Origin of the sequence: Microcystis sp. M165S2 (assembly GCF_020245885.1) — a bacterium.
Taxonomy (GTDB): Bacteria; Cyanobacteriota; Cyanobacteriia; order Cyanobacteriales; family Microcystaceae; genus Microcystis.
This window is the reverse complement of record NZ_JADBTZ010000423.1, coordinates 1-12,463: the sequence shown is the minus strand read 5'-3', so window position 1 is coordinate 12,463 and position 12,463 is coordinate 1. Positions and strand designations below refer to the sequence as shown.

Below are 12,463 nucleotides of genomic sequence, written 5' to 3'. Positions count from 1 at the left end.
GTGGTCAACTACCTAATTTTCAGGGAAAAAGTACCTGAATTTTCCCCCTGATCACTCCCATGCCTGGTACTTTTTGATTGACAAAAAGTCTAAAAGTCTTACCCAACAAGGTTTTTAGATTTATTCAGCAGACCCTATTTACTGATAACTGAAAAGGTTCTTTAATTCCCTACCATTGTGGTAATTGCTGTCATTTAACCCACGACAAAGTTAACTAATTTGCCCGGGACAACAATCACTTTTTTGATTTCCTTGCCCTCTAAATAACGTTGGGCGATTTCTGATTCCAGGGCGAGGGTTTCTAAGGTGCTTTTATCGGCACTAGCGGGAACTTGTATCGTGCCTCTGGTTTTTCCCAAAATTTGGATTACAAGGGTGATCTCGTCCACAATAAGGGCAGTAGGATCAACTTTTGGCCAGGGTTGCAGGTGAATTGATTGGCTATGGCCTAAAGCTTGCCATAATTCTTCGCTAAGATGGGGAGCAAAGAGGGAAAGTAAGATTAATAGGGTTTCGATTCCTTCCCGATAAATGGGGGATTCAAAACACTTATTATCCCCTAAAGCGTTACTGAGTTTCATTAATTCGGAAATGGCGGTATTAAATTGATAATCTCCTTCTAAATCCTCGGAGATTTCTTTAATAGCGGTGTGAATTGCCCGTCTTAAATCCTTGTCAGTTTTCGAGAAAGTTTCTATTTTTTTGACTTGCTTGGGTTTATTTTCAATGTATTCGCTGACTAAACGCCACACCCGATTAAGAAAGCGAAATTGTCCTTCTACCCCGGCATCTTCCCACTGTAAATCTTTTTCTGGGGGTGCGGTAAAAAGTATAAACATTCGGGCAGTATCAGCCCCATATTTTTCGAGGACTTTCAGAGGATCAACGCCGTTATATTTCGACTTGGACATTTTTTCAAAGAAGAAAGAAAGAACTTCTCCCGTGTCTTTATCGCAATATTTATCCTCTTTATAGATAACATTTTCTGCGGGGACATATTTGCCAGTTTCGGGATTTTTGTAGGTTAATCCCTGTACCATTCCCTGGGTTAACAGACGGTTAAAAGGTTCATCGACATTAACTAACCCTCGGTCTCTTAAAACTTTGGTAAAGAAACGAGAATAGAGTAAATGTAGGATAGCGTGTTCGATTCCTCCGACGTATTGATCCACGGGCATCCAATCATTAACCTTCTCGAATTGAAAGGGTATATCTTCATTTTTAGCATCGGTATAACGGAGGAAATACCAACTAGAATCGATGAAAGTATCCATGGTGTCTGTTTCCCGTTTTGCGGGAGTTCCACAACTAGGACAATCCACATTTACCCAGTCTTCCAACTTAGCTAAAGGGGAAGCCCCTCGACCGCTAAATTCGACATTTTCTGGTAAAGTAACGGGTAAATTTTCCACTGGTACTGGCACGGTTCCACAGTTAGGACAGTGGATAACTGGAATCGGACAACCCCAATATCTTTGACGGGAAATTAACCAATCCCGGAGGCGATATTGTATTCTAGCTTTGCCGTAACCTTGGGCAGTGGCATAATCAATAATAGCGGTTTTTCCTTCTTGGGAATTCAGTCCATTAAATTGAGCGGAATTAATCATAATTCCCGCTTCTGTATAGGCCTCTTTTAACTCAATTTCGCCACTTTCTGGAGTAATAACTATTTTAATTGGCAGGTTATTTTCCCGAGCGAATTTAAAATCGCGACTGTCGTGAGCCGGGACTCCCATCACTGCCCCCGTACCGTATTCGTAGAGGACATAATCAGCAATTAAAATCGGAATTTCTTCACCAGTAAAAGGATTAATTGCTAGTCCTCCGGTTTTAATACCGCGTTTGGGTTTATCTTCGGCAGTTCTTTCTAATTCGCTTTCGCTGGCTATCTCTTGAATAAAAGTTTCTACGGCCGATTTTTGTTCGGGAGTGGTAACTTGTAAAGTTAAGGGATGTTCGGGAGCAAGTACCACATAAGTCACTCCATAAACCGTATCGGGACGAGTGGTAAAAACGGCAATTTTTTCTGTGGAATTAACAAGAGGAAATTCTAAATAAGTACCTACCGATTTACCAATCCAGTTGGCCTGCATGGTTTTAACCCGTTCTGGCCAACCGGTAAGTTTATCTAAATCAGTGAGTAATTGTTCGGCATAATCGGTGATTTTTAGGAACCATTGCCGGAGTAATTTTCTTTCTACTTTAGCACCCGATCGCCAAGATTTTCCTTCACTATCTACCTGTTCATTTGCCAAGACAGTTTGATCGATAGGATCCCAATTCACTGCCGCTTCTTTTTGATAGGCTAATCCCGATGCAAAAAACTGTAAAAATAGCCATTGGGTCCAACGATAATATTCCGGGGAACAGGTGGCCACTTCTCTTTCCCAATCGATAGATAATCCTAACTGTTGTAATTGCCGTTTCATCTGGGCAATATTTTGCTCGGTCCATTTTGCCGGAGGAACTCCCCTTTCAATGGCGGCATTTTCTGCGGGTAATCCGAAAGCATCCCACCCCATGGGATGCAGGACGCGATAACCCTGCATTCTTTTCAGACGGGCAATCACATCGGTGATAGTATAGTTGCGAACGTGACCCATGTGCAGGTTGCCCGATGGATAGGGGAACATGGAGAGGGCGTAAAATTTCGGTTTATCGGCGTTTTCTGGGGTTTTGTCTAATCCCATTTGCTGCCAAATCTTCTGCCATTTCTGTTCGATTTCTGCGGGGTTGTACGGCACTGGGGTCCTTTCTCCTGAGTTGTATCTATCCCTCCCATTTTACCTGACTGGTATCGACGCTGGTTGCCCCATGAACTTTACTGGCGATCGCAACCATTTTATTTAAAGTCGCCTGATTGGAAACTGTACCTTTTAGTACAACTTTACTGCCAGTTTGAGCGACCCACAATTTGTCTTCATCAGCTAAATCCGGTGTCTCGTCAAAAGCTAAAACTACTCGTTTAGCTAGTCCGCTTTCGTCGTATTTTCCATCTAATCCGACTCTTTCGGGGGGAATACCCGCAGCAGCGGCTTTCCCTGCGATCGCACTAGCGGCATCTGCCGGTTTATCTAACCCGAAAATTCTTTTTAACCAATCCATTGCTAACACTCCTGATTGAGTCCTGTCCTAAAACCCCAATTTCTTTAAGAGGGATTTGGTCGAAACGATGTGTCGATCTAATCCTAAACGATCGGGACTGACTCCCACCGCTAAAGCGACCAATTGGGAAAAATGTAACACGGGTAAACCTAAACTTCGACCGATCACTTTTGCCACTTCCGGTTGTCGGGAATCAAGATTAAGATGGCATAAAGGACAAGGGGTGACTAAACAATCGGCCCCCGCTGCCATGGCCTCTAAAATGTGTTTTCCTGCCATTTGGAAGGATTGGGTGGTGGCATAACTGGACAGAGGCCAACCACAGCATTGAGTGCGTCCTTGATAATAAATCGGATTCGCCCCCACCGCTCGAAAGACATTTTCTAGAGATTCCGGCTGAAAGGGATTATCGTAGGGGAGAGTATCCTGGGCCCGCAGGAGATAACAACCATAAAAACTGGCACAATTTAACCCTGATAAGGGACGAACCACCTTGGCCGCCAGATTATCTAAGCCATAATCGCCGACAATTGCCCAGAGTAGGTGTTTAACCGTCGTCGTACCTTGGTAGGGGGAACAATGTTCTTTCTGTAAATAATTATTAACTTCCTCAACATAATTGGGATTATTATGCTTTGCTTCCTTCAAGCGCTCGTCCACATGACCGATCACCCCCTGACAGGTGCTACAGTGAGTCAACAGGGGTAAATTGAGGGCTTCCGCTAGGGCAATATTGCGCGCATTGACGGCATCTTCCAAGAGTTGCGAATCTTCCTTATAGGTTCCCGAACCACAACAGGCAGCTTTTTTGAGTTCGACTAAATTAATCCCCAAAGCTTCCGTCAGGGCTGCCGTGGATAAATATAGTTCCCGACAGGCACCTTGGGCGACACAACCGGGAAAATAAGCATACTGGAGATTGTTGACTGTCATGGATTCTAGGAAATTACTACTCATTACCTATCTACCATCTTGGCCCCCTTCCCCTCTGTCATCACTAAAGTCATGGAATTTCTTAATAGACAGTCTTTTGTGAGCTGCTCCGAACAAGTGTACGGTGGTTTGTCCCAGAAATAATATCCAAAAACGAGGAGAGCCATCTCAACAGTATAATGCCTCTCCTTGAAAAAAATTGTTGTCCTGAGGAGTCGGTTGTACAAATGGGAATCCGCCCGGTCAAGAGGTGATTTACGGGTAGAATTGAGAGTGCAGCCGAGAAATTGCGGCGAGAAACCCTATTTTCTCTGCTTACGCCGCTTGGGTGAGGGTGATAACAGCATCAAAGTCAGCACGGCTAGGGAAAATAGAGAGAACCCGATCGAGTTGGGTTAATTCAAAGATAATCTTGACTGAAGGTGGAATAGAACAGATATTGAAGGATTTTTCTTGACTTTGAGCCAGACGAAAGGCGCTAACTAAAGCCATTAATCCAGCGCTGTCGAGGAATTCCACCCTACTCATATCCACCAGAAAAGTGATAGAGCGACTCCGGTTAACCAGATTGGTGAGCTGCTCTTGAAATTCTAGGACGTTAGCGGCGGTAATATAGCCGTTTGGCTCAAATAGAGCAATTTCTGGGACTTTTACAGGACTTTTCATGGCTGGGCTTTGAAATTCATAAATGAACCTTTTAACTGGAGATCAGATACCGCTATTATGTCCTAACTTTCTGATTTCGTAACCTTCGTCTTGATATATTTTCTCTCTCCTGAAAAGATTAATCTTTTCTTAATCTTTACCCCTTTAGGAAGGAACCGGTTTCAGGTTAACCTTGGGATCCGAACAGTAAAGAGAAACAGTGATCAGGACTTACTCGGGTGAACATCAGGGGAAAGTCGTTAGGTTTAAGTTCTAATCCCGAATGACTGATGATGACCAAGCATTATACTGGTATTTTTGCTGAAATAAAGTAAAGCAGGATACAGAAACTAGATTTATTGAACTAGCGTAAGAAAATTGTGGATACCCAGCCGACTATCCGCCAATTAGTGGAACAAGCCCTATATTATCGTCAAATCACGCCAGAAATCGAGAACGGAATTAATGAACTCCTCGCTCGTCGTGGCTACGTTTCCGATGTGGATTACGAGGCCCTCGAGTTACTCATGGATGAAATGGACGAAGGCCGGATTAATCTCGTTCCGCGTTGGTAAGTTGATAGGGATATTTTCGATTATATAGATTTACTGGGGCGATCGGGGCTGTTGCAATCTAATCGCGGAGACGAGCTTTCGCTAACCGACAGTAATCTTTCCCCGACTAACCCCCTTTTAAAATAACCTTTGAGCGTTGGGAGCCACTACCCATGACCGTAGCCCTAAACCGAGCCGTTATTTATCCTGACAGTGATGGACAACCGATGGCCGATAATACCTTGCAATTTCGCTGGATTGTCTTGATTAAGGAAAATCTTGATTGTGTATTTCGAGATGCTTCCGATGTGTTTGTGGCGGGGGATTTACTGTGGTATCCCGTCGAGGGTCGTCCAGATATTCGCGTGGCTCCCGATGTGATGGTGGTCTTTGGACGGCCTAAAGGCGAGCGCGGCTCCTATCGTCAGTGGCAGGAGGGAAATATTGCACCCCAGGTGGTGTTCGAGATTTTGTCGCCGGGAAATACCCTCAAGGAAATGGCCAAAAAGTTAGGGTTTTATGAACAATATGGGGTAGAGGAATACTATATCTATGACCCTGAACGGGTGGATTTTGCTGGTTATCAGCGCAGGGCCAACAAGTTGCAAGTGATCGAAATGGCGACGGATTGGGTTAGTCCCCGGTTAGACATCCGTTTTGTGTTAAACCAGGAGCAGTTAGAAATTTATGCTCCCCAGGGTAATCGTTTTTTAACAACCCTAGAGTTATCCGAACGGGCTAGTTTAGCAGAGCAAACCGCACAGACAGAACAACAAAGAGCTAATTTAGCAGAGCAAACCGCAGAGGCAGAACGGCAACGGGCCAATTTAGCAGAACAGGAAAATGAACGGCTCCTGGAATTATTACGGCAAGCAGGAATCATGGGGGAAGGGCAGGGATAATTGTTCTGACAGTTTTTGTATTCTTTAAATTGACCCGAGGATAATCTTGTAGATGATACAGTACGATAAGAAACAGTCAAGCGAATGAAGGGAGTTTTGGATTTTTGGCTAAACTGTCTCCTAGTATTAACCACTATTTTTAGCTTACAACGACGGCTCATAGAACTGATTGCCGAAACGAAAAACAGCGAATTTAGTCTTTTCGATCGTCATGGTGAAACAGAGGAGACACTACCAGAGTTAGAACAAATTGAGAATTGTCTGGAAAGATTAAGAAATCCTTACTCTCGTCTTCATACTTTAACCCTAAGAATCTCTGAATACTATCCAATCGCTCCTTCTGCTATCCTAGAGTTGTTAGCGGAAACCATCGAACAAGCTCAAATCTCAGCCGATGTCGTGACGGCAAATTTATCTGAAACCAGAAAAAATTGCAGGTTATGATGACCGATAAATCTTGTATTCCTGATCTACAAACGAGAACTCAAAGTATCGCTAGATGGCGAGAAGTCTGCCGAAAAGTAGATTTAGTGACCTTGAAATTTGATGAATTAATTGCCATGATCGAAGTGGATTTACGTCATCAAAGTTTGGAACGGCTTCACAATCGAAGTGAGAGCGATCGCTGATTTGGTCTAGTGCGATGCCGAAGGCACTGCGTAGCAGTACGCCGCTCTTATAACGCAATTTTTAAGAGGGGTTAAAAGCCCCTTTTTTGGTTAAATCATGAGGACGGATGTAAAGGGCAATAGAGCGATCGCTGTTTTGATTTAGAGTAAAGAAGAGACGATCATTTTTATTGTTAAAATCTTAAGTTAGTAATCAAGCTATAATTAGCGAATGAACAAAAAACAGCGAAAAACCTATGATGCTATTTTTGTTGATCCCATCCGCCGTAACATCGTTTGGGATGATGTCGTTAATTTAATTCAGTCATTGGGAGGTATAATTACTCAAGGCGATGGCTCAAGAGTTCGATTTGACCTAAACAAAATTTCCCTTAACATTCATTCCCCTCACCCCCAAAAAGAACTAAAAAGATACCAAATTAAAGCTCTTCGTGAATTTCTAATTAAAGCAGGAGTAGATTAATGCGATACAAAGACTATGAAGCTGTGATTGAATACGATGAAAGCGATCGCTTATTTTTTGGTCGCGTCATCAACACAGAAGATATTATTGTTTTTGATGGTCTTTCCGTTGATGAACTAGAACAGGCTTTTAAAACCGCCATTGAACAATATTTAATGGATTGTCAAACCCTCAATAAAATTCCTAATCAACCCACCTATTCCTTATCTTCTCATTAGTGCGATGCCGAAGGCACTGCGTAGCAGTACGCCGTCTTGCTGTGCTTCGCTGTCCCATATTGGTCGGATTTTCATCTCATCGGTAAAACAAAAGGGTTCCTTCAATCCGACATTCAAGGTAACTTCACCCAGTTTCCCCTTTCCCCGGGAGCATCTCACCTTTGTAACCCCTAAATCAGGTTTTATGTCAAGCTATTTTGAAAGCCTTGCTAGAAACCAGTTTTAGGGACAAGTATAATTACTCACTTGCATAAATGAGATACTCCCGTTTCCCCAAATCTCCAGAAATCAATATAATTAACTTCAGGCTTTCTCCTAACCTGATTTTTTCCATGATTCCTTTAACTCTTAATCTCTTGCAAGGTTCCGTTACTTTTCGTTTCAGTTCCAGTGCTGCCTTGGATTTGCAAAGGGAAATTAATATTTTACTTGATCGCCTGAAAGCGATCGCCAGTAATGCCGCTAGTGGGGGTAAACCCCAACCCCAAAAACCGCTGGAATATCAGCACACTGGTGATGTGTTTCTGGAAGTGTTTTGTAATCCCAATATTTATCCGAGTCCTTTTTCGGCTAAAGTTTTGTTAACGGTTCGTGACGATCGCCTACGCTTAACCACAGAAGCAGAATTAACCCGTGTGATCGAAGATTTAGAGCGTTATCTCGACCAAAATAGTTAGAATCGGGGGATTTTTGGGGTTTCGACCTTTCCTTGTCGTCCCACCTCTCCCCATCTGATTATTCTTCTCTAGCTTGCCATGTTACCGACCGATTTATTGATTTCCCGTCAAAATGGCGAGACAATTATTCCCAAACGCTTACCGCTCGCGACCGATTATCTGGCGATCGCCCAAGAACAAATCACCTGTTTTCAGGAAAGTATCGGTCAAACTAAGGGAGAATTAAGCCAAAAACTCCTAATCTTGGAGGGAGACAGTCCCGATTATAAAATTAAACGGGGATTTGCTCACCTATTAACCAATCATTTTGCCACCTTTGAGATTATTAGTCCCTTAGAACCGCAGGAATTAAGAAAAAGAGTTTTTGAACAAGCGGCCAACTTTGTTCCTATTCCGCAAAATCGATCGCTAATTCTGGAGAAAATTGCCCAGCAACTCAGCCAAGAATTAAATCAAGAAATTTTTCCAGTGGCTCTAGAAAAAGGACTCTATGCTGATTTAGCAGAGAATAAAATTCTCACTCAATTTGATGCTCCTACCCCCGAAAACCTAATTCATCGTTTTAACCTCTCGCAAATTCAAGGTATTTTTTATCGGGCCAGTTATTTAATTATCAACGTCCACCGCAACGATCCGGGGGAATATAAATATCTCTTTCGCTATCTAAAACTATTTCGTTTAATGACTTATATCGAAGGGGATGCCGACACGGGATTTACTATTACTATCGATGGTCCAACCAGTTTATTTAAAGCTAATAGTCGTTATGGCATTGAAATCGCTAAATTAATTCCTGCCGTACTCCATGTTACTCACTGGAATCTGAAGGCACAATTACAGTATAAAGATTCCTATACAGGAACTATTAAAAAACAACAGTTCAATTTAGAGGATAACTGTGGTCTGGTGTCCCACTATTCCCCCGGGAAACCCTACGATAGTATGTTAGAGGAATCTTTCGCTAAACGTTGGTTACAGTTAAAAACTGAATGGCAGTTAGAAAGGGAAGTGGATTTAGTGCCTTTACCCGGAGGAGTGATGATTCCCGATTTCCGTTTATTGCATCCCGATGGTCGCGTTTTTCTCCTCGAAATTGTTGGTTATTGGCGACCAGAATACCTACAAAAGAAATTTTTACAGGTTAAATCGGCCCAAGCAAATAATCTAATTTTAGCCGTATCGGAACGGTTAAATCTAGAAAAAGCTGGAGTTAAATTTCAAAATCTACCCGCTCAGGTTATCTGGTTTAAAGATAAATTATCACCCCAAGCAGTGTTAGAAATTTTAAATTAAAGGGTTAGGCAGATGGAAGCTAAAAGCGGGAGTATCAAAGCATACTCCCGCTTTGGTTTAATCGGACTAGGTTAACTTTTTCGCTTAAGACCAGACGATGAGTGCTACATCATTGAGCAGTGGTAGGATTGATGGACACTTTCACCACTTTATTTTTTTCTTCTTCCGCTTTCGGGAGGGTGAGATTGAGAATGCCATCTTTGTATTCAGCAGTCACGTTATTGTTATCAACCCGGACTGGTAGAGGAATAACCCGATGGAATTTACCATAACGGAATTCAGTGCGGGTAAATCCTTCTTCTTCGGTTTTAATTTCCGATTTCCTTTCACCATTAATGGTCAGACTATTGGCTGTTACTTCTAGGTTGAGGTCTTTGGCCTCCATACCAGGTATTTCCAGTTTAATCTGAACTGCCTCTGGTGTTTCGGTTATTTCCGCCGCTGGGATGAAGGACAACCCCATTTTTTCGCCATTGCCTACATCAGTCGGCACAAGACGGTCAAACAAGCGATTCATTTCTTTCTGTAGGCTTTCTACTTCTCTGAAAGGTTCCCAACGTATAAGTGCCATATAATTCACCTCCGAAGTTTTCTTAACGCTAGAGATGTTGGTTTATCTCTACACTTTTAGGATAGATGAAATATTCTCTGACTGGGGTAGGGTTTTCGGTATTAAGTTTTTCCAGATTTCCGTACTATCTCCTATACTAGAGCTAGGTGAAAAGGTTTTTCCCGGAGAAGTGGGAAGTGGGAATTGGGGAGTGGGAATTGGGGAGTTTTCTCAGTGAACAGTAATCAGTGAACTGATAACTGTTACTAAATCCGGTTATTAAAGAATGATTATTTATTCCCCCTTTTGCCTATTGCCTATTGCATGAGTGCCTGTCCTCATAAGTAGCCTATGCTCAACGGATTTAGTATGATAACTCAAATCTGATAACTGACTCCTAACCCCACCAACAAACTTTTTCAGCAAACCCTAATTATCTACTGATGAATAATTAAACTTTCTAAACTGGTTTGTAAATCTTGGGTTAATTGTGCTACGGCCGAGCGTCGATCACTTTTATAATCGGCATAGCGCTCGGATACGGAAATAGGTTTACCAATAGTTATTATCGCTTTTTGTTGACCAATTTGGGGACGAAAAAAGGGATTACCTCCCTTAATTCTTGTCACTAAATCCCAGAGTAATAAAATTGTCTCGGCAAATCTTTCTACGGTGGGTTTTTCTTTGACATAATAACCGGTTACTGACACGAAACTTTCGACAATTCTCATGTGCCACATTTTTAAATTAGCTTCATCAGCCAGGCGATCAGCTAATCCTAATTCAAGGGGAGAAATAGAGTGAGTGGGTTTTAATTCTTGGCGATAAATACGTTCCCATCCTGCTTGTTCCAAACGACGACAGCGATCGATTACATTACCATTAGGAGAAACATTAAAATACTTTTCTACGGTTTGTAGGGCCACATCTAATAAATTGGCTAAACGTTTGGCTAGGGTTTCGTTTGGATCATCGCCATTGGCAGGTACTACAGGCAAAGATTGATAGTAGAAATCTCGATAAAAATCCTCCATTAAAGATAATAATCTTTCTCCTAACCGAAAAAGACGGTCGTATAAAACCTTTTCTTCTAGGGATGAATTCGGGATTGATTCTAAACCGCTATCGGTTTCTAAATTAGTTAAAATTTGCTCGATTTTTTGCCACACTGGAGTCAGATAAAAATACTGAATACCAATAGGTAAAATAATTACTTCTTGCTGTTGTTTAGCTTTTTTGACATCATCCACCCCCCAAAAAGCCAATTGAGAAATACCCGGTTCAATAGCACTAACAAGCTCATTATGTCCGTTAGTTGCCCCTTCCGGGGCAGCGGCTAAAGGATAATCTCCTTCTAATAATAAACGACGAGCCGATCGCAATCCGATTAAATCGGCTTTTCCCCGTTGAATTGGTGTGCCACCTAACTTAGAATATAACCATCCTACCCTTTCTCCAGCCCATAAAGGAATCCCTCGATCATACATAAAATGAGCGTGAATTGGAGTGTTTAATTTTATTCCTAACTCTTGGGCTTTTTTGGGTACTAATTTCCATAAAAGATAGGCCATACAGTAGGGATCGTTAATACTGGGATGACGGAAAGCAAGCAGTAAACGGACTTTTTTCTCTTGACTTTTTTGATAAAATGTGATTAAAGTTTCTAGATTGGCGGCGGAAATTTCTCTTAAGTTGGTTTGAGTTTGTAACCAAAGAGGTAAAAAGATTTGACATCCCTTTAAAAGCAAGGGATTAAGGTCAGGGGGGATAAATTCGAGGGGAGGTTGCGCTCCCAAAGATAGATTAGACATATAAGTATAAGTAGTCGTGCCAAATAAATTTCCTAGTTGAGACTCCGAGAAAGGTATCAGTTATCAGATGTGAGTTTTCAGTTCACTGTTTACTGTTTAAGGAAGAATAAAAGAAAACTCTGATCAATAATTACCCACTGGTCAAAAGGTAATCACAGCAGCAAACAGGTGTCGAGCTAGATTTCAAATACACTGGGATTGCAGGATCCCTCAACCGTGAAAGGAGAAATTAACCGACTTTAAGCGAGGAGGAACACCAGTAGTTTACCTCCTCACCTAAACAAATACAGCTATACTATAGCTCTATCCCCATTTCTCGCAAACGAGCCGCCAGCTGTTGAGAACGCTGTCTTTCCGTTTCCAGAGCTTGCTGAGTAGCATTTAATTGCTCCTGTGCTGCGGCCGCTTGCTCCTGTGCTGCGGCCGCTTGCTCCTGTGCTGCGGCCGCTTGCTCTTGTGCTGCGGCCGCTTGCTCCTGTGCTGCGGCCGCTTGCTCTTGTGCTGCGGCCGCTTGCTCTTGTGCTGCGGCCGCTTGCTCCTGTGCCGCTTCTTCTGGCAAGGGGATTAAATTGCCTTCCGGGTCATAAAATCTCGCCCAAATTGCCGTTTCTCGGTCAATAGTCCCCTCCCAAGTTCCCAACCAATAGCCTAAGGTTTCGCACCATAACCAGCCGCGCTCG

At 42.6% G+C, this 12,463-nt stretch carries 14 protein-coding genes and 1 pseudogene; 8 read left to right on the top strand and 7 right to left on the bottom strand.

Going from position 1 to position 12,463, the window contains the following annotated elements; all coding sequences use genetic code 11:
* Positions 1-194: 194 nt before the first annotated feature.
* From leuS to IM479_RS20935, 4 genes are all read right to left on the bottom strand, one after another.
* On the bottom strand, positions 195-2,747 hold the full coding sequence (leuS, locus tag IM479_RS20950; RefSeq protein WP_287684612.1) for a leucine--tRNA ligase: 2,553 nt from the start codon (positions 2,745-2,747) through the stop codon (positions 195-197).
* Between the two features lie 25 nt (positions 2,748-2,772).
* Positions 2,773-3,108, bottom strand: a complete 336-nt coding sequence (locus IM479_RS20945; protein WP_287684610.1) for a BON domain-containing protein — start codon at positions 3,106-3,108, stop codon at positions 2,773-2,775.
* 27 nt (positions 3,109-3,135) lie between these two features.
* Positions 3,136-4,065: a CoB--CoM heterodisulfide reductase iron-sulfur subunit B family protein gene (locus IM479_RS20940; protein ID WP_286826238.1), complete on the bottom strand. Its 930-nt coding sequence runs from the start codon at positions 4,063-4,065 to the stop codon at positions 3,136-3,138.
* A 291-nt stretch (positions 4,066-4,356) separates the two neighbouring features.
* A complete protein-coding gene (locus tag IM479_RS20935) occupies positions 4,357-4,707 on the bottom strand; it encodes an STAS domain-containing protein (RefSeq protein WP_287078117.1) in 351 nt (116 codons plus the stop codon).
* Positions 4,708-5,066: 359 nt separating this feature from the next.
* On the opposite strand from IM479_RS20935, the gene IM479_RS20930 reads away from it, so the two are divergent.
* The 8 genes from IM479_RS20930 (at position 5,067) to IM479_RS20895 (ending at position 9,422) form a co-directional block, all read left to right on the top strand.
* On the top strand, positions 5,067-5,261 hold the full coding sequence (locus tag IM479_RS20930) for a hypothetical protein (RefSeq protein WP_287684609.1): 195 nt from the start codon (positions 5,067-5,069) through the stop codon (positions 5,259-5,261).
* Positions 5,262-5,413: 152 nt separating this feature from the next.
* The gene (locus tag IM479_RS20925) at positions 5,414-6,142 is read left to right on the top strand and encodes a Uma2 family endonuclease (protein ID WP_287684608.1); all 729 of its coding nucleotides are present in this window, start codon (positions 5,414-5,416) and stop codon (positions 6,140-6,142) included.
* An 84-nt stretch (positions 6,143-6,226) separates the two neighbouring features.
* A complete protein-coding gene (locus IM479_RS20920) occupies positions 6,227-6,586 on the top strand; it encodes a hypothetical protein (protein ID WP_287684607.1) in 360 nt (119 codons plus the stop codon).
* Positions 6,583-6,771, top strand: a complete 189-nt coding sequence (locus tag IM479_RS20915) for a hypothetical protein (protein WP_287684606.1) — start codon at positions 6,583-6,585, stop codon at positions 6,769-6,771. Before IM479_RS20920 ends, IM479_RS20915 begins: the two co-directional genes overlap by 4 nt.
* A gap of 211 nt (positions 6,772-6,982) precedes the next feature.
* Positions 6,983-7,234, top strand: coding sequence for a type II toxin-antitoxin system HicA family toxin (locus tag IM479_RS20910; protein ID WP_158201139.1), 252 nt, complete (start codon positions 6,983-6,985; stop codon positions 7,232-7,234).
* On the top strand, positions 7,234-7,452 hold the full coding sequence (locus tag IM479_RS20905; protein WP_158201138.1) for a type II toxin-antitoxin system HicB family antitoxin: 219 nt from the start codon (positions 7,234-7,236) through the stop codon (positions 7,450-7,452). Before IM479_RS20910 ends, IM479_RS20905 begins: the two co-directional genes overlap by 1 nt.
* 332 nt (positions 7,453-7,784) lie before the next feature.
* A complete protein-coding gene (locus tag IM479_RS20900) occupies positions 7,785-8,129 on the top strand; it encodes a hypothetical protein (RefSeq protein WP_286827048.1) in 345 nt (114 codons plus the stop codon).
* A 78-nt stretch (positions 8,130-8,207) separates the two neighbouring features.
* Positions 8,208-9,422 carry a DUF790 family protein gene (locus IM479_RS20895; protein WP_287684605.1) on the top strand — a complete coding sequence of 405 codons (1,215 nt, stop codon included), beginning with the start codon at positions 8,208-8,210 and terminating at the stop codon, positions 9,420-9,422.
* A 109-nt stretch (positions 9,423-9,531) separates the two neighbouring features.
* On the opposite strand, the gene IM479_RS20890 is transcribed toward IM479_RS20895, so the two are convergent.
* From IM479_RS20890 to IM479_RS20880, 3 genes and pseudogenes are all read right to left on the bottom strand, one after another.
* A complete protein-coding gene (locus IM479_RS20890) occupies positions 9,532-9,993 on the bottom strand; it encodes an Hsp20/alpha crystallin family protein (protein ID WP_287684604.1) in 462 nt (153 codons plus the stop codon).
* Between the two features lie 416 nt (positions 9,994-10,409).
* Entirely contained in the window at positions 10,410-11,783 is a 1,374-nt protein-coding gene (locus IM479_RS20885; RefSeq protein WP_287684602.1) for a 1-acyl-sn-glycerol-3-phosphate acyltransferase, read from the bottom strand.
* 295 nt (positions 11,784-12,078) lie between these two features.
* A pseudogene (locus tag IM479_RS20880) lies at positions 12,079-12,463 on the bottom strand (Uma2 family endonuclease); the annotation flags it as partial.